This is a genomic window from Psychrobacter fjordensis (genome assembly GCF_904845995.1).
GTDB lineage: Bacteria > Pseudomonadota > Gammaproteobacteria > Pseudomonadales > Moraxellaceae > Psychrobacter > Psychrobacter fjordensis.
The window spans coordinates 376374-398383 of sequence record NZ_CAJGYP010000002.1 but is presented as its reverse complement, the minus strand read 5'-3'; the positions used below and the strand labels follow the sequence as shown (position 1 = coordinate 398383).

Here is a 22010-nt window from a genome sequence, read left to right as displayed (position 1 = left end):
AGGTCATCATTCCAATCGAAAACTACCCAAATGAACTAGAACGAATTTATTCCTCAAAGAAGAAGCTGCCATTTTGGTGGCTTTTTTTAGGATATTACTTCTGACTTAAAGTCACTATTTGCTAAGTAGACATAAATTTGTTATAAAATCCTACTTTCAGATAACACATAATAATCTTAATACAAGAAAATCAACTGTAGGCTTTATATAATTTCGGCATACGATTTTTACGCCGTATCTATTTGATTTTTAAGGTACTATAACTTTATTCAGGCCTATAATATGAATTGTCATTATTTAGCGTTTGCTACCGTAGCAGTAAGCACCCTCGGTTTTTCTGCCTGCACCTCTCAACATCAAGCTTCAAAAGAACAGCTGACTGACACTAGTGCGGCCGTAATGGTATCGCAAGATAGTCATAGTGTTCATCATCCTAAGTGGTCATACGAAGGTAGTACAGGTACTGAATATTGGGGTGACATCGAAGGTGCTAGTACCTGTAAAACTGGGAAACAGCAGTCGCCTATCAATATTACAAAAGTGACTGCCAGTAGCACAGCCACACCCGTCATGGATTATGCTAAATCTACTGACATTCGAATTCATGACAATGGCCATACTGTTGTTTATACACCGACGACCGAAAATAACGCTATTATATTAGACAATGAACGCTATCTATTGAAGCAGTTTCATTACCATACGCCAAGCGAACATCAATTCGGTAGTCAAAACTATCCAGGCGAGATTCATTTTGTTCACGCTAATAGCGAAGGCAATCTTACGGTAGTAGGTGTCATGCTGAAAATTGGTGAGGCCAATAACATGCTGCGCGTGTTGCTAAACGGGACTGAAATCACCACCCAAAATGATGACGAATTTACGGCTAATGATGTTGATTTATCCACCTTAGCACCTGTCATGGCTACTTTCTATCATTATAGCGGCTCGCTAACAACACCGCCTTGTTCAGAAAGAGTCCAATGGTATGTCAGTAAGCAACCTTTAACGTTGACTAGCGATCAGTTTGAGATTATGTCTGATTTATACGAAGGTAATAACCGCCCTATTCAGCCACAAGGCTCGCGTAAGGTAGAACAGCTTAGCAACTAAACTAACCATCATTAATATAATTAAATCAATATAAAAAATATACCGTTAGGGCCTGTCATCATTACCTCTAAATAGGCTAATTGATGATACACCCTAGATAATTATCCACACCATTCCCAAAACCATTATCGAAACAACAAATCTTTCAGCTCGTCTTCATTATTAATAATATCTGCCAATGTATAGCGCTCAAGGACGGTAATAAAAGCCCTTAATGCTTCAGAGAATACACTCTTAAGTTGGCATACTGGCGTAATCACGCAGCCTATCGGTTTATCTGTCTTTTCTTCGATGAAGGTAACTGGCAAATCTTTTGATTGAGAGCCTTCACCTTTACTCACTGGTACGGCAAAGCACTCTACCAAATCAAAATCAGGCTCTATTTGTTTAATCAATATACCCAAATTAATCTCTTTAGGTGCACGTGCCAGTCGTATGCCTCCATTTTTGCCACGCACACTTTCTATATATCCTAACTGACCCAGCTGATGAATAACTTTGGTCAAATGGCTTTTGGAAATGTCATAGCTATTGGAAATGTCACTGATATTAGCGAGCGTGTGCGGCTCCGGTTTGACCGCCAGATAAATCAATGAGCGCAGTGCATAATCACTATAATTGGTCAATCGCATTTACGAACACTCCCATTCTAATTCTCATTATTAATCATTTAACCATTAGCTGCTTAACTACTAGCTGCTTAACCACTATCTACTTAACCAAACAGGCCATCCGGTCTAGGGCGTGCCAGCATCGGTAAGTAGCTGATGCAAAATAACACAAAGCAAGCAATCCATGCACCTTGAGCAATCATAATCCATAATAAGTAATGGCTCATATCTACCAAAGGCAATAGCACGCGACTGACAAACACCAAAACCATCAAACCATACATCAAAGTTGTCGTTTTGGGTGGATTATGAATACTTCGGCCAGTATGCCCAAGCGATACCCGTGTCATCATCGCTACCGTCATCATGCCAATACCCGAAATCGCGAGCCCATGTACCGCCAAACTATGAGAGTAACCCAACCACGGTTGAAATGCGTACAGCATAAAGCTCAAACACATGCCTAAAAACGCAATATACAACGACCAAAGCAGCGGCTTTTGCCAAATACCACGATGATACCAACCTACTAGACGAATGATGTTAACGATTGCCACACCGAGCGCCGTTATAGTCAGTAAATATGGATGAGGATAAAACAGATCAACGATAAAAAAGGCTAAAAATAATAATAAGCTTGCGATATCTTGTACTTTACTATTATACAAGGTGACGGTTTCTGCAACGCCTTTAGCGTTAGTCGTACTAAGACCTCGTTCAATAAAGAATGGTACCACGCGGCGACCAATGGTTAATACTAAGCCAATGATTAAATAAAATCCCAGATACATGCCTGTCTTCATGATGCTCATGTCTGCATTGATAATGCCCCAATAGCACAGTCCATTACCTAACATTAATAATGCCAATTTTGCTAAGATGCCCATCTGCTTATATTGCTTTACTTGCCATACTGCTCGGAAAATAACGAAGGCCATTGAGGCAATAAACAAAAAATCAAACACTGCGGCGGCGTATAGCAACAATGTGCTATTGCCCGCCACCACTATGCCCACGCCAAAAGCGATCCAGCTAAACCGTGCTAACAACCAACAGACAAAGATACCTAGCAATTTGTAGCCGTGCGGCATCATCACCCCTGTCCACGTCTTGACCGCCGTTAATAGAAACCCTGCGACCACTGCCAATGCATAACCATAAATCATCTCATGGCCGTGCCAATACAAGGGGTTTAATACCTGCGCGTCTATATCTGTATGCCCAGTGAACACAAAGGCCCATAACACCATCGTGACTACCGCGAATAATGCAGCAGCACTGAAAAACAAACGGAAGCTCAAATTAAGAATTGGGTGTGGCGAGCTTGGCGGCTTACTGGGTAGGTTAATAGATTGCATAGTGATCTTCTTAGAAAGTATTAATAAAACTGACCTTAAAGATTCATTTTATATGAATGTTATGTGTTACGCAACGTACTTAGCCAGCTATAGTCGGTGAACGACTAAACCGCTACGGCGTTACCCTCCTTAGATGCACTACTTGTACAATCTGCAGTCGGCTGACTTGTACCCATTTTAGAGTTCTTTGACTATATTGTATTGAAAAATAGTTTTGAGAAATAAAAAAGCCACCCATGTGGTCGCTTCTTATTTTTGGAATACTTAGGACATGCTGAGCGAGAAAGGCTATGAAAAAATGACTTAAATTCATCAGTAAATTTAAGGTGAGCTCAGTACATAATCATCAGTATTATCACCTTGCCATTTATGAATAAAGCTACCACTCGGATCATATTGCTGAGTTTGTTTGGCCAAATTAAACTGTCGGCAGCCTCTTGGATCAGCACCCACGCCTGCCAGATACTGCCAATTACCCCAGTTGCTAGCAACATCATAATCGATAAGGTACTGCTCGAAATGAGTCGCCCCATAACGCCAATCTAAACCCAACTCATGGATGAAACAGCTAGCAACTATTTGTCTGCCACGATTGGACATATAGCCCGTTTGCTTTAGCTGATTCATGCAGGCATTGACGATAGGATATGGCGTAGTACCCTCTTTCCACTGCTCCAGACGCCCTTTATCAAAGCCTGTCGTTGGTGACTGTTGGGCAATACCCTTGTACCAAAACAGCTTCTGCTGATGGGTCATGGCATACCAATAAAAATACTCACGCCACAGTAGCTCAAACCATATCCAGTAAGTGGATTCATTAGCCACCACTTCACGCTCATAATGACGCAAGCGGTTCAGCAGCACGTTGACCGAGAGTGTACCATTTGCGAGCCAAGCCGAGAATTTAGTAGAGTATGTCCAGTCATCCAGCGCATTGCGCGTGGTTTTATACGTACTAGGCGCATCAGAATTGAAATAATCGTTCAAATGGCTGATAGCATTGGTTTCTCCACCTTTAAACTCAGAAGGCAGTTGCACATCAAGATGACGTTTGTTGAAGAATAACGAATGGCTATCTGTTGTACCCTTTATTAAATTGTCTGGCATGGGTGGTAGAGATTCTGGCGCTGGACTAATAACTACGTCTGTTTTGGCATTTAATAAATCATGCTCTGATTCGACTTGTTTACGAAACTGCGTGAAGCTTTTAGGTAACGCTTCCATCAGCAAAGACGCAAACAACGTATTGGTTACTTGCTCATGCCAGCGCACCTGTGGATACTTACGTTGCAAGAAACTATAGGCTTGGTTTTGATTATAATCTGCCGTTTGACTGACACATATATCAGTGACCTGCTGCTGATCGATAAGCTGACACAGCTGCGTAAAGGTATCCAATGCGGTCGATGATGTATGCGGCGTTAGATGCAACAATCTATTGCCAAGACGTTGTAGCGATTCATCCAAATCAGACAGACTCTCAGATAAGAACTGCTGACGAGCATCTCCTATTCGATCGAAGTCGTAAGCTTGATCTTTATTTGTCTGACCAATGATATCCACTAAAGCATCCGCATAAACAAGTAACAGCTGCCTATGGTTGTCTTGGGCCAGCATTGCTGCTTTTGCCAATGTTGCATTATCATCTATACGCAAATCATTATAAAATAGTACCAACACTGCTTCTTTATCCGTTGGCTTCTTTGTTAAACTATCTAATTGCGGATCTGACATGTTTTCGACTCCCTAATTGTACTCATACACTTATTAGCTCAGTCCAAACTATAATATTTTAGAATATGATATACGGTACAAGGTATGTTAAATATCTCACTTAAATGTTTGTTATAGTCAAATTCATATAAGTCCGCTATATCGTTGACCTCGCCAGCTATATTAACGTATCAATATCACTGTAGATTGATGATACCTATCTGCGTTATTCTAACTATAAGCCTGACTGCCTACATGATTTATTCCTAGGAGAATAATATGACTGAAGAAAACGCACCAGAAGAAAAACGTAAGCTCATCAACAAGTTTTTGATGAGACTAACGAAAGATCAACCACAGATGTATTACGCCACGACATCCGAAATCTCTCGCAGCATACATACCATGATAAAAGAGCATACCAATCGCCTATCAGTAGAAGAGCAAGCACTTGTCAGGCGTATCACGATTGAAGAGATTGAAGCCCTACTTGGTTTTCATCATAAACAGAAAATTTAAATAAACGCGTGGTGTTTCGAGAATATAAACATTGATACCTACTAATTTTAGACAGTACACCCATAAAAAAGACCGCTATATAAGCGGTCTTTTTTATGGTTCAAATATCAGTTTACAACATTTAAAAGTTAAGCTCTTAGAATGGATATTCGCGTGGCTGATGCTGTACAGATATCCAATGCAGTCTGGTGAACTCTTCTAGTACCCACTCGCCATTGAAACGACCGATACCTGAGTTTTTCTCACCACCGAACGGCGCATTACTGTCATCATTCACTGAGATATCGTTGATATGCGTCATACCAGCTTTGATACCGCGGGCAAAGCGCAGGCCTTTGGCTAAATCTTGCGTGAATACGGCACTTGATAGGCCATACATAGAGTCATTGGCAATAGACAACGCATCGTCTTCATCTTTGGCACGAATAATACCGACTAATGGGCCAAACACTTCGTTACGTGACAAATCCATCTCACGTGTGACGTCAGTGAATATATGTGGCGGTACTACTTGACCCTTTATCTCACCACTTAAGATCATTTTTGCGCCTTCTTCTTGCGCTTTAGCGATTTTGTCTTTTAATGACTTGACTTGTTTTTCGTTAATGATTGGACCGACTGCTGTTTCCATTTTGTCAGGGTCGCCAACTTGCAAGGTTTTGACATGCTCAAGGAAACGCGTCACGAAGTCATCATATAGTGCGTCTTCGACAATAATACGGTTGATCGCAATACAGATCTGACCTTGGTGCAAGAACTTACCAAAGGCAGCTGCTTTTACTGCTTGATCGATATCAGCATCTTTTAATACGACAAATGGGCTGTTACCACCGAGCTCAAGTGCGACTTTTTTGATATACTCGCCACCGTTGGCCAGCTCGCCAATGTGCTTACCAACTGAGGTTGACCCAGTGAATGATACTAGGCTTGGCGTTTTGTGTTCAACAATCGCATCACCTATCTCGCTACCTGAACCGACGACTACGTTGAGCAGACCTTTTGGCAGACCTGCTTCTTCAAACACTTTTGCAAGTAACAAACCACCTGTCACAGGTGTGTCGCTAGCAGGTTTGAGTACCACTGCATTACCAAGTGCTAAAGCTGGTGCGATAGAACGCTGGGTCAAATGCAATGGGAAGTTCCATGGGCTAATGACCGCAACAACACCAATTGGCTCACGGTAAATGAAGTTTTCTTTATCAGGAGTATTAGATGGACGAATCTCACCATGCACACGATTAGGGAACGTCGCAGCTTCTAAGGTAATCGCCCGTGCTGTACTAAGTTCTACAGTCGCTTTAATGCGCGTACTACCTGACTCTTTAATTAACCAGTCGATAATCTCCTCTTGACGCTGGTCCAATATATTGACGACGTTGTACAGTACAGCAGCACGTGCCGCTGGTGTTTGCTTAGCCCACTCTTGCTGCGCCTGACTAGCAGCTTCATAGGCTTCATTGAGCTGCTCTTCCGTCGCTTGTTGAATTTTTACGAGCTCGTCGCCGTTGTATGGGTTTGTATTGGTATTGACGCTATCGTCTTTACCTTTTTGCCATTCACCTGCGATATATTGTAAATGAAAGTCACTGTAAGCACTGGTGTTGGTATTATTCGCTGACATAATGATCCTTATTTTTACTTAGTTATGTTTAAAATTTGGTTTTAAAATTATTATCGAAATATTGAATGAGAAACTTACTTATAAAAGCTTATTTATAAAATAATCGCTTATAAATGGCCTCTTGTAAACAGCATCTTGCAAGAAGTGCCTCTAAACTCATTGTTAAGCGATATATCAGTCTAACGATTTGACTGATAAACGTCTTAATGACTAGCGAGCCTAAAACGTACCTTGATAGACGACTGGTCTAATGCTACCATAGCTATTAATAAAACAAGACTACTTTACCCGTAAATATTGTTGATGAAACGTAACGCACATAAATAAATACTATTAGAATACGTCCTCAATATGACGCTTAAATGAATATTAATCACTCTATTACTATGAAGTTCCAAGGAGAACATCACCTCTATGTCTACTATTACAAATGCACCACCCGTACCTATTGCTACATCAGATACTAGAGCTCACTTGCTCGAAACTGGCTATCAACTCATCGCTAAAAAAGGCTTTACTGCCGTTGGTCTTAAGCAAATACTAGACACAGCAGGTGTACCTAAAGGCTCTTTTTACCATTACTTTGCGTCCAAAGAAGCGTTTGGTGAAGCGATTATTCATCATTACTTTAGCCTATATAAGACACGCCTAGACATCATCGGCGCGCAAAATGTTAGTGCACAGCAAAAGCTATATAACTACTTCCAAAACTGGTACGACACTCAGCAAAACGGCTGCGATCATGAAAAATGCTTGGTGGTTAAGCTCAGTGCTGAAGTAGCGGATATGTCAGAGCCTATGCGCATCGCGTTAAATGCAGGCTACCAACAAACTGTCAACTGGCTTGGTGATCAAATCAAAGCTGGTTGGATAGATGGCTCTGTACCACAGCCTGATAACATTGCTGCTGAGAGCATCGCAAAACGTTGGTACTTTGCATGGCTTGGTGCCAGCTTAATTGCCAAAATCAGCCAGACCAACACCCCACTCGCAGAAGTTTGGCAGATGACGACGTCACAACTCGGACGCTAATGCTCTAGACGCATGTTGGCCATTCTTAGATATTCGCTCCTACATCAACATTTATATGTTACAGACATCATTGGTGTCTCAAAAGCATACCAATAATAATCGCCAGCAATGAATCATTCTTGGTCTCTTGTCATTCTAGTCTTTTGACTGGTTTCTTGAATATCTCAAGCTATCAAGGGTCTAAGAACTATTCACGTTCTAATACACAATCCTCATAACTCTTAAACTCCTACTTAATAATCAAGTTATGAGAGACTTTTGTAAAAAAAACTAGACGACTGGTCTAATTGATGTACAATGCACGCAAATGTAAGAAACGAACTCGCCAATAAATAAATTTGCAGTTCGCACATCCAATCAATATTTAACAAAGTTTAGGAATATTATGAACAACTTCCAATATTACAACCCAGTACGTATCGTTTTCGGTGAAGGTCAAATCGAGCAATTATCAGATCTAGTCCCTACTGATGCACGCGTTCTCATTACTTATGGTGGTGGTTCAGCACAGCGCACTGGTACATTGGACGAAGTAAAAAACGCCTTGTCAGCGAGTGGTAACCGTACCGTATTCGAATTCGGTGGTATTGAAGCCAATCCAGAATTTACCACGTTGCTAAAAGCAGCCGACATGGTCAATGAGCACAACATCGACTTCTTACTAGCAGTTGGCGGTGGTTCAGTGATTGATGGCAGCAAATTTGTTGCATTGGTATCATCACTGACTGAAGAAGATGGCACTGTGTCACGTGAACAAGCGTGGGATGCATTGACTAGCTATTGCAGAGACATCGATTCTGCGGTTGATTTGGGTGCGGTACTAACCATTCCAGCAACTGGTTCTGAGATGAACTCGGGCGGCGTTATTAACTATAGTGAACGTCAAGCAAAACTACCGTTTGGTAACGCACTTGCCTTCCCTAAATTCTCAATTCTAGACCCAATCAAAACGCTTACATTGCCTGAACGTCAAGTAATGAATGGTGTGGCTGATGCATTCGTTCATGTGATGGAACAGTATCTAACCTATCCTGTGAATGCTAAAGTCCAAGACGCTTTTGCTGAAAGCCTGCTCAAAATCCTTATTGATGAAGGTCTAGTTGTTAAGCAAGATTCAGACAATTTAGAAACCCGCAAAAACATTATGTGGACAGCGACCATGGCACTGAATGGCCTGATCGGTACTGGTGTACCACAGGACTGGACAACTCATATGGTTGGTCATGAGCTGACATCGCTACACGCGATCGATCATGCACGTACCTTAACTATCTTATTGCCATCAGTGATGCGTGAGCTAAAAGAAAGCAAAAAAGCAAAACTGCTTCAGTATGCACGTAACGTATGGAATATCACTGATACTGATCAAGACGACGACACAATCATTGAGACAGCGATTGTTTACACTGAAAACTTCTTCCGCGACTTGGGCTTACCTGTTAGCTTCGAAGATGTTGATTTGACTGAAGCAGCGATTGATCCAATCATCAAGCAGCTTGAAGTGCATGGTATGGTCAAGCTTGGTGAGCACGGCACAAACGACTTAGAAGTATCACGTCGTATCCTACAACGTGCTGTTACTAGCAAAGCGTCTTAATAAGCGCTATAGCAAGAACTGTCAGAATAATTATAAGAAAAATCACAACAGTAATAATAAGTACATATCGTTATGCTATTTATAGTAGCTACTCAGCAATGGGTAGCTACTACATTCAATATCAGATTAAACATCACATCAAAGATAAAAATCTTTGAACAAAGAATTTTGTACAAGAAGAACCTTTCATCGAAGGATGTAAAGAGTGTAAATATAGACACTTAAAATCAATAATTAAAAAGGGTAATAATATGAGCTTTGATAATACTCAAAACCAACAACAAAATCGTCAAATCAAACTGGCAAGTCGTCCTCATGGCACACCAACCAGCGACAACTTTGAGCTTGCTACTAGCGATATCCCTACCCCTAGCGACAAGCAGATGCTCCTACGTACCGTTTACCTATCACTTGACCCTTACATGCGCGGCCGCATGAGTGATGCAAAGAGCTACACCGATCCACTACAAATTGGTGACGTCATGACGGGCGGCACAGTGGCACAAGTGGTCGAATCTAATGTCGATGGCTTTGCTGAAGGTGACTTGGTTGTATCAGGTTCTGGCTGGCAGGATTATAGCATCAGCGATGGCGAGGGTGTCCTAAAACTAGATAAAGACATGCCTCATCCTTCTTATGGTCTTGGTGTACTTGGCATGCCTGGTTTTACTGGCTATATGGGCTTAACTGATATCGGTAAACCACAAGAAGGCGAAACTTTAGTGGTAGCCGCAGCAACTGGTCCTGTCGGTGCAACCGTTGGACAAGTGGGTAAAAAACTTGGTGTACGCGCAGTTGGCGTGGCAGGTGGTGCTGAGAAATGTGCTTATGCTGTTAATGAATTGGGTTTTGATGTTTGTATCGATCATCATGCCAAAGACTTCGCCGAACAGTTAAGCAACGCTTGTCCAGATGGTATCGACATCTACTATGAAAACGTTGGTGGTAAAGTGTTCGATGCAGTATTACCTCTCTTAAACGCGCATGCCCGTATCCCAGTATGTGGTCTAGTATCACAATATAACGCCACTGACTTACCTGACGGTAAAGACCGCTTAGGTATGCTAATGGGTCAAGTATTGGCCAACCGTCTGACGGTTAAAGGCTTCATTATCTTTGAAGAATATGGCGACCACTACCCTGAATTCTTAAAAACCATGGGTCAATGGGTTGAGTCAGGCGATATTAAAACCAAAGAGCATCAAGCAGATGGCTTAGCACAAGCACCGCAAGCGTTCTTTGACATGCTAGAAGGCAAGAACTTTGGTAAAACAGTCGTTAAGGTTGCTGACGTTAAATAGTTTATAGTGACTCATAATCGCTATAACTACTTAACAACATAAATACTGACTTTAACAACTGACTATTAAGTCTCAAACATAGATACTGTTAGCAGTCATCATTTGCTATTACAATTTTAAGATGGCTGCTACTTATCTGATAACAGAGTTTTTTATCTATCCACACTAATTTTTAAAACTAATGAATAATAAATAAGGATAACTATGAATATTTTAATGGTACTAACATCACATGACCGTCTAGGTGACACTGGTAAAAAAACAGGTTTTTGGCTAGAAGAATTCGCAGCACCTTACTATGCATTTATCGATGCAGGTGTGAATGTCACGCTAGCCTCTCCTGCTGGCGGTCAGCCACCACTCGATCCTAGTAGTGACAATGAAGACACGCAAACCAAAGACACATTACGTTTCAAAGACGACACTGATGCTCAAGAACATCTTGCTACTACTAAAAAGCTCGCTGACATGAAAGCAGAAGACTTTGATTCAGTATTCTATCCTGGTGGTCATGGCCCATTGTGGGATTTGGCAGTAGATGAAAACTCTATCAATCTGATTGAGACTTTTGTTAAACAAGACAAGCCTGTTGCTTTTGTTTGTCATTCTCCAGCAGCACTCAAAAACGTGAAAGTCGATGGCGAGTACTTGGTTAAAGGCAAAAAAGTGACTGGCTTTACCAATTCAGAAGAAGACGCGGTTGGTCTTACCGATGTCGTGCCATTCTTAGTAGAAGATGCAATGATCGCTAATGGTGGTCATTATGAGAAAGCAGCTGATTGGGAATCATTTGTGGTAGAAGATGGCTTATTAATCACCGGTCAAAACCCAGCCTCTTCAGAAGAAGCCGCTAAACGCTTACTCGCTAAGCTTAAAGGTTAATACTATGATTCGTTTGCATCATCCTAACCAATCACGTTCGTTACGTATTTTATGGCTCCTAGAAGAATTAGGCGAGCCTTATGAAATAATAAGTCATCAACGTGATGCTAAGACGCATTTGGCGCCTGATAGCTTAAAAGCGGTACACCCTCTTGGTAAGTCACCGGTCATCGAAATGGATGGTCAAACATACTCAGAGTCCGGTGCCATTACTGAGCTATTGATCGAACGCTTTGCGCCAGATCGCTTACGTCCTGCCTCTGACAGTACTGACTATGGTCATTACTTGCAGTGGATTGACTTTGCTGAAAGCTCGCTCATGTTGCCACTTATGCTTGAATTATTTACCAAAAAAGCAGGCATTGAGGATAACGAGTTTTTGAACGGTTATATCGAGATAGAAAAGACTAGATTGTTTAAGTATCTAGATACGTCGGTTAAAGGTAAGTCGTTTATCGTGGGTGACCAACTCAGCGGTGCAGACTTTATGCTATCGTTCGACTTAATCATTCTTGCTCAACGTCAGAAACTAGACGATTATCCTCATATTAAGCAATATGCAGAGCAGTTGGCGAGCCTTGATAGCTATCAGCGTGCGATGCGCCTTGAAGCTGAACATGACGAATCAAAACAAGCCTAAACGCACGCTATAGTAAGTGCTCAATAAAAAATATGATAAAATAGCTCAAGTCTATCTTGGGCTATTTTTGTTGTTTGTTACTATCTATCAAGCATATTCTATTGTACGACTATACCGTTGGCAGGCTTTATTAATCAAAGCTTATAGAATCAACCGTCCACCTTCAAAGACAGTCATTCATCCATGAGTACTGAGTATCAATTTAAGCCCCACGAACAACCAATGATGGTCGGCTCACCAGCCAATCCTGACCATCCCGCACGCCGCAAGTTTTTTTACCTGATCATTGGTATTATTATTGGGGTAACAGCCGGTTTTCAAAACGGCTTGCTAGTAGTCAACTTGACCCAAATCCAAGGCGATCTCAGCTTAACGCCTATGGAAGGCGGGTGGATATCGGTTGCTTACAATATGACTAATGCTTGCATCACCATATTGTTATATAAGATTCGTCAGCAATTTGGCATGTCATTATTCAGTAAAATCACCCTGCTCTTTTTGCTACTAGCAACCAGCATGCAATGGTTTGTAAGCAGTGGTCTGGTGACGGCTGCTGATGGCTTATGGCTTGATCCTTATTACTTAGAGATTATAGCGCGTGGCTTGAGTGGTATGGTGGCCAGTGGCATGACCATATTAGGGTTATTCTATTGCTTGCAAGGTATGCCAACCGTCAAACGTACTAGCGGTCTAATATTGGGGTTTGGCTTGGTGCAGTTTGGTATTCCATTATCACGAATCATCTCGCCCTACCTCACCATCGACGGTCAACTTGAAAGCTTATTTCTATTTCAATTTGGTTTGGCACTGATTTGCTTTGGGCTGATTAATATATTAGAGCTACCACCAGGCAATACAGAAAAAGTATTTGAAAAACTGGATTTTTTAAGCTTTGGATTTTTTGCAAGCGGTCTGGCTGCATTGTCTGTCGTTTTAGTACAAGGTAGGATTTTATGGTGGACGACACCTTGGCTTATCTATCCACTTATTATTGCTATCGTCGGGATTAGCATCGCGCTATGGATTGAAACCCATCGCAAAAACCCAATGCTACAAGTGCGCTGGATGCGTAGCCGCAATATTATTGCCTTTATGATTACCGGCGCTGTCATGCGAATTTTGCTATCTGAGCAAAATGTCGGTGCGGCAGGATTACTTGCCAACTTAGGCTATGGTGGCGATCAGCTGATTACTTTTTATGCTGTCATATTAGCCGCCAGTGTATTGGCTTTGGTCATTAGTATTTTTAGTACCAATCCAATAGATTTACGCCGACCCGTTATTTTTGCGGTGGCGTTGATTGCCTTAGGTTCTTGGATGGATACTAGCGTGTCTATTAATTCAGCACCTTATATGTTTTATATCAGCCAGTTTTTGATTGCATTTGCCGCCGTGTATTTTATGGGGCCTTTAGTTTTTGAAGGGTTTTTGCGTGCTATTGCTAGCGGTCCTGCCTATATTATTAGTTTTTCCGTTATCTTTGGCATTTCACAAACGGTAGGCGGATTGGCGGGTGCAGCCGCTATTCAAGCATTTACCACGGTTCGTACGCAGGTTTATTATGCAGATATGGTCAGCTCACTCAATTTTGGTGATCCTGAGCTGGTGGGACAGATAGCCGCTGCACGCAGTACTATATCTACACAAATGACGGACGCCACTCAAACCAATACGGCTGCCGTGCTGCAAGTTCTACAAGGTATTCAGCGCCAAGCCACTGTTTCTGCTTATGGTGATTTGTTTTTCATCATGGCCCTTCTATCGACTGGTGCTACCGTTATTTTACTGCTCAATTATTTTTACTATCGTTATCATAAACGTAACCCATTGGCTAAAGAGCTAGCCGTTATCGCCAAAATGCGTGAACCAAAATAAGATATTTTTAACATCGCTAAAATTGAAGTAGCCTTTTCTTATATAAGTATCAAATTATCTATCATATTAATCCAAACACTTAGGAGCGCGTCATGAGCCAAGAAAAATCCAATGACCCTGACCAAAAAACTCAGACGCCAGCCGACAGCCTGTCTTCTAACAACCTATCTTCTAATGACTTATCTTCTAATACTGGTGAGACAGCAAGTGCTCAAGACAACGAGACCCAAGTTGCAGAAAAAGTAATGGAGAGTGGCGCTGATAATGAAACACCCATGCCACCAACCGAGCCTATTCCTTCTGCTTCAGGATGGAACCCTAAGAAAAAAACGTTTTTTAATATAGGGGTTTTTATTGTCCTCATCATAATTGGTGTATTTCTGATTCTTTATGCTTGGAAACTGCCGCCTTTTACCCCAACGGTACAGCAAACCAATAATGCCTTTGTAAAAGGTCAAACAACCATTATCAGCTCACAAGTATCTGGCTACGTGACCGATGTTGCCGTAGAGGATTTTGCTAATGTGAAAGCAGGTGACCTACTGGTAAAGATAGACGATCGCACTTTTCAGCAGCAGCTTGAACAAGCACAGGCCAATATCGAAGTGGCGTTAACCAATCGATCCAGTAATGCGCAAGACACTCAGTCTAGCCAAGCTCAGATAGAAGCGCGTGAAGCCGATTTATACAGCGCGAAAGTCAGTGTTGATAGTGCACGCGAAGATGTCAAACGCTATCAAGGACTGGATGCTATTGGTGCAGTCTCAAAAGCGGAGGTAGCACATACCAAAGCAGAACTTGCCCAAGCGCAGGCAGGCGTACAACAGGCTGAAGCCAACCTACAAGCTGCACAGCAAGCTAGCAAAAAAACCAGCGGTAGCCGCTCATCACTTGATGCCAATATCCAAAATGCTGAAGCCGGTGCCAAGCAAGCCAAAATCAATTTGGACAATACTATTATCACAGCTCCCGAGTCAGGTCAATTAAGCCAAGTCAGTGTAAAATCAGGACAATACGTTAGTGCTGGTACACAGCTCATGTATATCGTACCGAAGGGCGTGTGGATTATTGCCAACTTCAAAGAAACACAAATCGCGAATATGACAATAGGCGAACCTGCGACCATCCATGTGGATGCACTGGGTGGTGCTAAGTTTCATGGACGTATCAATAATATCTCGCCAGCAACGGGCAGTGAGTTTAGTTCATCAGCAGCAAACCCGACTACTGGCAACTATATTAAAATTGCTCAGCGGATTCCGGTACGTATCGATTTAGATGAAAACCAACCGGAACTGGCCAAACTGCGACCTGGTATGTCAGTTTCTGTCGATGTGGATACTGAAGCAAAGTAAATTCTCACATTTACTATTCGACACTTGCTATAAGTGCGAAAAAGCCCCGCTAGTAAGTTGTTTATAACAACTGCTAGCGGGGCTTTTTATTATCGCCACATCAGTTATGGCAATAAGCGTTTGGTATTCCAACTATCGCCATTTTCTTGAGTATATACAATGCGGTCATGCATACGGTTAGCACGGCCTTGCCAAAACTCAATCTCATTGACCGTAATCTCATAGCCACCCCAAAAGACTGGCGTTGGCACTTGAGTGTCTTCTGGATAATCTGCTTGTAGTTGCTCAAAACTTTGTTCCATTACTTTACGATCAGCAACTTCACCACTCTGTGGCTGGCTAACCCATGCACCCACCTGACTATCGTGTGGACGCTTTTGGAAATAAGCTGCAGATTTTTGAGCATCTATCTTAGCAATGCTGCCACTGATACGGATTTGACGCTCAAGCTCATGCCAAAAAAACAGCACTTCAGCATTAGGATTCTCGGCAATATCTTGTCCTTTAGCGCTTTCGTAATTGGTATAAAAGACAATACCAGTATCTGTAACTTCACGCATGAGCACGATACGTACGCTAGGCTTATTATCAGCACCGCAAGTAGCCAAACTCATCGCATACGGCTCTTGCACTTTCTGCTCTATCGCTTCATTCATCCAAGTATTTAACAACTCAAATGGTGATGTAGGTACTGACTGTTGATCAAGCGCGCCCTTTTCATATGACAGACGTTGATCGGTAAAATCCATACTCATGGTCATTCCTTATTTTAATATTGTTGCCTTATTATATGAACTGATCTTAACCCAATACGGCTTTGATATGATCAGCCAAGTCATTTGCGAGCACATCACATTCTATTTCATCATCTGATTCGACCATCACTCGAATCATAGGCTCAGTTCCTGACTGACGAATCAGTAGACGGCCTCTACCTTCTAAAGTAGCCTGCGCTTTCTCAAAAGCGGTAACCAATTCCTCATGCTCAAACGGATCTTGCATTTGTGACAGACGCACGTTGACCAGTTTTTGTGGCAACACTTCAAACCCCTCGACGAGATCACTGAGCGCGCGCCCACGTGCTTGCATCACAGCCAGTACTTGTAAGCCTGCAATGATAGCATCGCCAGTACGGCTCTTATCTAAGCATAAAATGTGGCCAGATGGCTCACCACCCAATATCCAACCATTCGCTTCAAGCTCATGCATCACGTAGCGATCGCCTACTTTGGCACGCGTAAATGCAATGCCATCTGCTTTTAGTGCTAGCTCTAAGCCCATGTTACTCATGAGTGTACCAACCACGCCTTTAGCCTTGGACTGACCTTGGGTAGCAAGCACATATAAGATGCCATCACCGTCGACCAGATTACCAGCCTCATCGACCATCACAATACGATCACCATCACCGTCTAATGCGATACCAACATCTGCCTCGTGCTCAACTACTGCTTTTTGTAAGCCCTCAGGATGAGTAGAACCACAATCAGCATTGATGTTGAGTCCGTCTGGTGTATTGTTGATGGCAATCACGTTAGCGCCCAATTCACGCATAACTCTTGGTGCCACACTGTAGCCTGCACCATTGGCACAATCTACGACAACTGTCAGATGGCTCAAATCATACTGATAAGGAAAGCTGCCTTTACAGAATTCGATATAGCGACCTTTGGCATCGTTGATTCGATTATTTTTACCCAACTGTGCTGGATCAAGAATAGGCATGACCAAATCATTGTTATTATCACTAACATTGCCACCGATACTCATAATAATTTTTAGCTTATCGTTAATAGCATTTTGCATCTCATCAGTCAGCTTTTTGCCATCCCCTGAAAACAGTTTGATACCGTTATCATAATAAGGATTGTGTGATGCAGAAATCACTACGCCCGCATCAGCGTTAAAACTACGAGTTAAATGAGCAATGGCAGGCGTTGGTAATGGGCCAAGCATATGAACATCGACACCAGCGGCGTTAAATCCTGCTTGCAACGCCCCTTCGATAACGTAGCCTGAAAGACGAGTATCTTTACCGATGACCACACTAGGTCTACGCGCAGGATTGTCATTGTTCTCTATCAATACCTGACCAGTGACATAGCCTAACTTCAAAATAAAATCAGGCGTAATCGGCAACTCACCAAACTTTCCACGGATACCATCAGTGCCAAAGTAGCTCATTATATATGCTCTCCAAGTCTAAAAATTAAAGGCCCAACGCATACGCAGGCGATAATACTATTATAATAATCTGTTTATGTATGTTACAAAAAAAACAGCCAACAATAACAAGGTATTGTTGGCCGTTTTTATCTCAAAGTCAAGGTAGCTCTGCAAACCAGCTTTCGCTAACGTAACACAAAGTTGTCAAAAATTACCTAACTTACTCGATAGTTTGGTGCTTCTTTAGTGATTTGAACATCATGAACATGCGACTCTTTCATACCTGCCGACGTCACTTTAATGAACTGTGGATTGGTACGCATATCTTCGATGGTTGCAGAGCCCGTATAACCCATTGATGAGCGTAAACCGCCAACCAACTGATTGACGATACCAGCGACTGGGCCTTTATAAGGAACACGGCCTTCGATACCTTCTGGTACCAGTTTTTCCACACCATCTTTAGCATCTTGGAAGTAACGGTCTGACGAGCCGTTTGAGCCTGACATCGCACCAAGACTACCCATACCGCGGTAAGCTTTGTAGTAACGACCTTGGAACAATTCAACTTCACCTGGCGCTTCTTCTGTACCCGCCATCAACGAGCCTACCATGATGCACGAGGCACCAGCGGCGATGGCTTTGGCCATATCACCTGAATAGCGAATACCACCATCAGCAATCAATGGAATGCTGTCTTTTAATGCACTAGCGACGTTATCAATCGCTGAGATTTGTGGCACACCAATACCTGCAATGATACGCGTGGTACAGATAGAACCAGGGCCAATACCTACTTTCACGGCATCGGCGCCTGCGTCACGTAACGCAAGTGCTGCATCGCCTGTTGCAATATTGCCACCGATGACTTGTACATTTGGATAGTGCTTTTTGATCCAAGCAACTTTATCAATCACGCCTTTTGAGTGACCATGTGCGGTATCAACAACGATAATATCGACGTCTGCTGCAACCAATGCTTCAACACGCGCTTGAGTATCTGCACCAGTACCAACAGCAGCGCCAACACGAAGACGGCCTTGCTCATCTTTACAAGCATTTGGATTGTTTTCAGCTTTTGCAAAATCATTAACGGTGATAAGACCTTTTAGGCGGAAATCATCATCAATAACGATCACTTTTTCGATACGGTGTTCATGTAGCAAACGTTTGATATTTTCGTTGCTCTCACCTTCATGTACCGTGACTAGCTGACCTTTTGGTGTCATGATTTGGCTAACTGGTAATGACAGATTGGTTTCAAAACGCCAGTCACGATGCGTGACAATACCAACAACTTTATCCGTACCTTTCTCTACGACAGGTACACCTGAGATATTATTGTCTTGAGTCAAGCGTAGTAATTCACCGATGGTCATCTCTGGATGCACAGTGATAGGATCAACGACTGTACCCGCTTCAAACTTTTTGACGCGGCGTACTTGTGTGGCTTGCTTGGCGATATCCATGCTCTTGTGCAAGATACCCATGCCACCAAGCTGTGCCATAGTGATGGCCATTTCAGACTCAGTGACCGTATCCATAGCCGCAGAGATTAGCGGTAGATTTAGCGTAATGTTTTTGGTCAAACGGGTAGAAAGATCGGCAGTTTTTGGCAAGACTTCAGAATAGGCTGGCAACAATAAAACGTCATCAAAGGTTAAGGCTTCATCGACAATTCGCAACATACAGACCCCTAGTGGTGGTTATTTTGATGGGTGGGATTTTAGCAATAAACCAGCGAAACAAAACGCTCGAAAACTGCAAGTGATTGACGGATCATAAGTTTGCACAAATATAGTGCAGTCTTACGCTTAACCACTTATTTATCCCTTAAAAATAACGCCATATTATAACAAATAATGAGACGAATCGCATGCTATATTTGTCAGTTTGTTTTACACAAGTAAGTCTATGTCGATGACGGTCATGCTTTGCATGGTTAGTGGCTCTATTTTGATACCAATAACTTTCTTTTACGGCTTATAGCTCTCTTTTGTAACTATAATTGATTTAGTTCAAAAGAGAATCAAGGAAACCCAGTGAAGATATATATGTGATACTTCAAACAAGGTTAACGTGGTCACTCTTTTACAGAGGATTGACTAGATTGGCTTTCTGTTAAAGTAAAACGCTCTGTCGGTAGATACTTATTTTGCTGCTTATACAAGTAACCTAGCATCTGCTCACGTATCTCACAGGCTAACGTCCATGCTTCTATAGGACCTACCGCTGAAACAGCACCGCGCAGTTGAATGGTGTTTTCTGTCACCTCCACGACAAATATTTCAGGCTCCGTTTTGTTATCCCAAAGCTTGTTGTCTTTGACCATCGAGATAAACTGCTGACGAATAGCGTCAATATCTGCACCATAATCAATATATAAGAAAACAGGACAGGTCTGATGTACTTCTGTATGTGACCAGTTCTCCACCCTATCAGTGATCAATTCACGCATTGGCACAATTAATCGACGCTCATCCCATGTTTTTAGTACCGCATAAGTGTAACGCAAGTCTTCAACGGTGCTAAAATTGCCATCCATTATCACACTATCGCCAATCCGTACTGGCTGAGTTACTGCCACTTGTACCCCTGCGATAATATTACCCAATATTGGCTGGGCGGCGATACCAATGACCACACCTGCGATGCCTGCTGAAGTCAATAAGGTCTTACCAAGGCCTTCCATATTGGCAAACTCACTAAGTCCTATCCAAAAGCTCCCCAAAATCATAACAAAGATAAAGACACGGCGGAATATCGAGACATAAGTACGGCGGCGACGCTCCTTATCGAAATGCTCTTCAGCCAAATTCTCAATCTGCATGTCTTGATAACGGTTGGCAAAGAAGTTAATAATGCGAATACCTAACCACATGGTACTGAATACCAGTCCAATCCAAATAAGGGGACGAGTGGATGAGGCAACTGCATCTAGGTAAGGAAAACCGCCAGAAACTAAGGTGAAAACGAGTGAAAAACTGATCGTAAAGGTCAAAGGTACCGTCAGTTTATTAACCAAATCTGCTACGCCATTGGTGCTACCAACATACATGCTGTACTTTTCATCATCGATATAATGATTGATGATTTTTTCAGTGCCTTTACTGAGTAGCCAGCCCACACTCATGGTTAATAAGAAAAACAGTATGAGCGCTGAAAACTCCCATAGCGCAATCCCGAATGTCTTTATTTTTAACCAAATAGGCAAATAACGTTCAAACTCAGCGGGATGATATTGCTCATAGAGATTATCAATATTGCCAACCGTCTGCGCAGAAAACACCCAAATAGGCGCTCCCTCACCTACTCGCACTCGCTGCAAATAGATAGGAACACGGCGCTCTCGATAATCAATGTATCCAAGCTGAAGAGAGCGTCTAGCAATGCCCATGACACTGCTAGTATTACCAAGTGGTGGCTCAATCAGACCGTCGGGACGATCTGGCATGTCGTCGAACACGTACAGCTCTTTTTCAGATAATAGAAAGTCCAGTCGCTTTGTCAGATCAAGCGCACGGCCACGTTGGCTTTTCTCATCAATCAAGTTCATATTTAACGCATAAGCGGCCAAATCGTACTGCTGCTTCATTACTGCTGATTGAAAAAACTCTAAGGCTGCAAGCGGCGTTTCTAAATTGGGTGGCTCAGACAATGGTGGCAGTCCGACATTCAGCTTATCGAGTATGTAGTAGCTCTCACTATACTCTCCTGTCAGTGCTGAGTCCCCTTGTAGCCTGCCTGCCTGTTCGACCGCACTACGCTCAGTAGGGTCAAATATTTCTTCTACTACACCAGAGAGACCAACACTATCCTCTCTCATATCATTGACTTTTTGAGAAGCATATTCAGCGAGATTGTCAGGTGTGCTTGATGACTGGGCGCTATCTTGCTCACTTGCGCCTTGTTCGCTTGCAGCCTGCGCATTGTCATTAATTGCTGCACTAACAGGTAGGCAAACAGCGCTAATCACAAGAATAAAAAAAGCGAGTAGCAATGACCGCAGGTTATAAACCTTCACGTCAGACGCGGCATTATTACGCTTATTGACATCCATACTGACATCAGTATTAGCAAACACATCAGTGGCTATACTATGGCTACTAGCAGCTCGATTTTTGAGGGTATTCATAGATTAACGGCCAGTAATTTATGTGAGAGTCGCATACAAAGGCTGTCCTTCATGAAGATGATTCTTATATTTTGTTAAGTCTACAAAAAAAG

The 22010-nt window shown here is 42.4% G+C and carries 17 protein-coding genes; 9 read left to right on the top strand and 8 right to left on the bottom strand.

Annotated elements, in window-relative coordinates; all coding sequences use genetic code 11:
• Positions 1-282: 282 nt before the first annotated feature.
• Positions 283-1113 (top strand): carbonic anhydrase, encoded by an 831-nt coding sequence (locus JMW61_RS10185; RefSeq protein ID WP_197217460.1) that lies wholly within the window; start codon positions 283-285, stop codon positions 1111-1113.
• Positions 1114-1238: 125 nt separating this feature from the next.
• Here JMW61_RS10185 and JMW61_RS10180 read toward each other — a convergent pair whose 3' ends face one another.
• The 3 genes from JMW61_RS10180 to JMW61_RS10170 form a co-directional block, all read right to left on the bottom strand.
• On the bottom strand, positions 1239-1745 hold the full coding sequence (locus JMW61_RS10180; protein ID WP_197217462.1) for an Rrf2 family transcriptional regulator: 507 nt from the start codon (positions 1743-1745) through the stop codon (positions 1239-1241).
• Between the two features lie 83 nt (positions 1746-1828).
• Positions 1829-3082 (bottom strand): NnrS family protein, encoded by a 1254-nt coding sequence (locus tag JMW61_RS10175; RefSeq protein ID WP_197217464.1) that lies wholly within the window; start codon positions 3080-3082, stop codon positions 1829-1831.
• Positions 3083-3403: 321 nt separating this feature from the next.
• On the bottom strand, positions 3404-4816 hold the full coding sequence (locus JMW61_RS10170) for a DASH family cryptochrome (RefSeq protein ID WP_201550989.1): 1413 nt from the start codon (positions 4814-4816) through the stop codon (positions 3404-3406).
• 258 nt (positions 4817-5074) lie between these two features.
• Between JMW61_RS10170 and JMW61_RS10165 the strand changes: the two genes are divergently transcribed.
• Entirely contained in the window at positions 5075-5314 is a 240-nt protein-coding gene (locus JMW61_RS10165; protein ID WP_110923741.1) for a hypothetical protein, read from the top strand.
• A 136-nt stretch (positions 5315-5450) separates the two neighbouring features.
• Here JMW61_RS10165 and JMW61_RS10160 read toward each other — a convergent pair whose 3' ends face one another.
• Positions 5451-6935 carry an aldehyde dehydrogenase family protein gene (locus JMW61_RS10160; RefSeq protein WP_201550987.1) on the bottom strand — a complete coding sequence of 495 codons (1485 nt, stop codon included), beginning with the start codon at positions 6933-6935 and terminating at the stop codon, positions 5451-5453.
• Between the two features lie 414 nt (positions 6936-7349).
• Here JMW61_RS10160 and JMW61_RS10155 point away from each other — a divergent pair, with 414 nt between their 5' ends.
• The 7 genes from JMW61_RS10155 (at position 7350) to JMW61_RS10125 (ending at position 15617) form a co-directional block, all read left to right on the top strand.
• Positions 7350-7967 (top strand): TetR/AcrR family transcriptional regulator, encoded by a 618-nt coding sequence (locus JMW61_RS10155; protein ID WP_197101296.1) that lies wholly within the window; start codon positions 7350-7352, stop codon positions 7965-7967.
• Positions 7968-8352: 385 nt separating this feature from the next.
• Positions 8353-9564 carry an iron-containing alcohol dehydrogenase gene (locus JMW61_RS10150; protein ID WP_201550985.1) on the top strand — a complete coding sequence of 404 codons (1212 nt, stop codon included), beginning with the start codon at positions 8353-8355 and terminating at the stop codon, positions 9562-9564.
• Positions 9565-9815: 251 nt separating this feature from the next.
• Positions 9816-10865: an NADP-dependent oxidoreductase gene (locus JMW61_RS10145; RefSeq protein ID WP_201550983.1), complete on the top strand. Its 1050-nt coding sequence runs from the start codon at positions 9816-9818 to the stop codon at positions 10863-10865.
• A gap of 204 nt (positions 10866-11069) precedes the next feature.
• Entirely contained in the window at positions 11070-11747 is a 678-nt protein-coding gene (locus JMW61_RS10140) for a type 1 glutamine amidotransferase domain-containing protein (RefSeq protein WP_201550981.1), read from the top strand.
• Between the two features lie 4 nt (positions 11748-11751).
• Positions 11752-12387, top strand: a complete 636-nt coding sequence (locus JMW61_RS10135; protein WP_201550979.1) for a glutathione S-transferase family protein — start codon at positions 11752-11754, stop codon at positions 12385-12387.
• Between the two features lie 183 nt (positions 12388-12570).
• Entirely contained in the window at positions 12571-14262 is a 1692-nt protein-coding gene (locus tag JMW61_RS10130) for an MFS transporter (protein ID WP_201550977.1), read from the top strand.
• Between the two features lie 92 nt (positions 14263-14354).
• On the top strand, positions 14355-15617 hold the full coding sequence (locus JMW61_RS10125; protein WP_201550975.1) for an HlyD family secretion protein: 1263 nt from the start codon (positions 14355-14357) through the stop codon (positions 15615-15617).
• Between the two features lie 104 nt (positions 15618-15721).
• Here JMW61_RS10125 and pdxH read toward each other — a convergent pair whose 3' ends face one another.
• From pdxH to JMW61_RS10105, 4 genes are all read right to left on the bottom strand, one after another.
• Positions 15722-16366: a pyridoxamine 5'-phosphate oxidase gene (pdxH, locus tag JMW61_RS10120; protein WP_197217581.1), complete on the bottom strand. Its 645-nt coding sequence runs from the start codon at positions 16364-16366 to the stop codon at positions 15722-15724.
• 52 nt (positions 16367-16418) lie between these two features.
• A complete protein-coding gene (gene glmM / locus JMW61_RS10115) occupies positions 16419-17801 on the bottom strand; it encodes a phosphoglucosamine mutase (protein WP_110923731.1) in 1383 nt (460 codons plus the stop codon).
• A gap of 197 nt (positions 17802-17998) precedes the next feature.
• Positions 17999-19471 (bottom strand): IMP dehydrogenase, encoded by a 1473-nt coding sequence (gene guaB / locus JMW61_RS10110; protein WP_110923730.1) that lies wholly within the window; start codon positions 19469-19471, stop codon positions 17999-18001.
• 395 nt (positions 19472-19866) lie between these two features.
• Entirely contained in the window at positions 19867-21918 is a 2052-nt protein-coding gene (locus JMW61_RS10105; RefSeq protein WP_227687440.1) for a mechanosensitive ion channel family protein, read from the bottom strand.
• Between the last annotated feature and the right edge of the window lie 92 nt (positions 21919-22010).

What these genes read in the sequence shown, in the direction of transcription:
- JMW61_RS10135 (WP_201550979.1), top strand. Translation starts at nt 11,752, where the DNA reads ATGATTCGTTTGCATCATCCTAACCAATCACGTTCGTTACGTATTTTA.
- JMW61_RS10155 (WP_197101296.1), top strand. Translation starts at nt 7,350, where the DNA reads ATGTCTACTATTACAAATGCACCACCCGTACCTATTGCTACATCAGAT.
- JMW61_RS10140 (WP_201550981.1), top strand. Translation starts at nt 11,070, where the DNA reads ATGAATATTTTAATGGTACTAACATCACATGACCGTCTAGGTGACACT.
- JMW61_RS10145 (WP_201550983.1), top strand. Translation starts at nt 9,816, where the DNA reads ATGAGCTTTGATAATACTCAAAACCAACAACAAAATCGTCAAATCAAA.
- guaB (WP_110923730.1), bottom strand. Translation starts at nt 19,471, where the DNA reads ATGTTGCGAATTGTCGATGAAGCCTTAACCTTTGATGACGTTTTATTG.
- JMW61_RS10150 (WP_201550985.1), top strand. Translation starts at nt 8,353, where the DNA reads ATGAACAACTTCCAATATTACAACCCAGTACGTATCGTTTTCGGTGAA.
- JMW61_RS10160 (WP_201550987.1), bottom strand. Translation starts at nt 6,935, where the DNA reads ATGTCAGCGAATAATACCAACACCAGTGCTTACAGTGACTTTCATTTA.
- JMW61_RS10175 (WP_197217464.1), bottom strand. Translation starts at nt 3,082, where the DNA reads ATGCAATCTATTAACCTACCCAGTAAGCCGCCAAGCTCGCCACACCCA.
- JMW61_RS10165 (WP_110923741.1), top strand. Translation starts at nt 5,075, where the DNA reads ATGACTGAAGAAAACGCACCAGAAGAAAAACGTAAGCTCATCAACAAG.
- JMW61_RS10105 (WP_227687440.1), bottom strand. Translation starts at nt 21,918, where the DNA reads ATGAATACCCTCAAAAATCGAGCTGCTAGTAGCCATAGTATAGCCACT.
- JMW61_RS10185 (WP_197217460.1), top strand. Translation starts at nt 283, where the DNA reads ATGAATTGTCATTATTTAGCGTTTGCTACCGTAGCAGTAAGCACCCTC.
- glmM (WP_110923731.1), bottom strand. Translation starts at nt 17,801, where the DNA reads ATGAGCTACTTTGGCACTGATGGTATCCGTGGAAAGTTTGGTGAGTTG.
- pdxH (WP_197217581.1), bottom strand. Translation starts at nt 16,366, where the DNA reads ATGGATTTTACCGATCAACGTCTGTCATATGAAAAGGGCGCGCTTGAT.
- JMW61_RS10170 (WP_201550989.1), bottom strand. Translation starts at nt 4,816, where the DNA reads ATGTCAGATCCGCAATTAGATAGTTTAACAAAGAAGCCAACGGATAAA.
- JMW61_RS10180 (WP_197217462.1), bottom strand. Translation starts at nt 1,745, where the DNA reads ATGCGATTGACCAATTATAGTGATTATGCACTGCGCTCATTGATTTAT.
- JMW61_RS10130 (WP_201550977.1), top strand. Translation starts at nt 12,571, where the DNA reads ATGAGTACTGAGTATCAATTTAAGCCCCACGAACAACCAATGATGGTC.
- JMW61_RS10125 (WP_201550975.1), top strand. Translation starts at nt 14,355, where the DNA reads ATGAGCCAAGAAAAATCCAATGACCCTGACCAAAAAACTCAGACGCCA.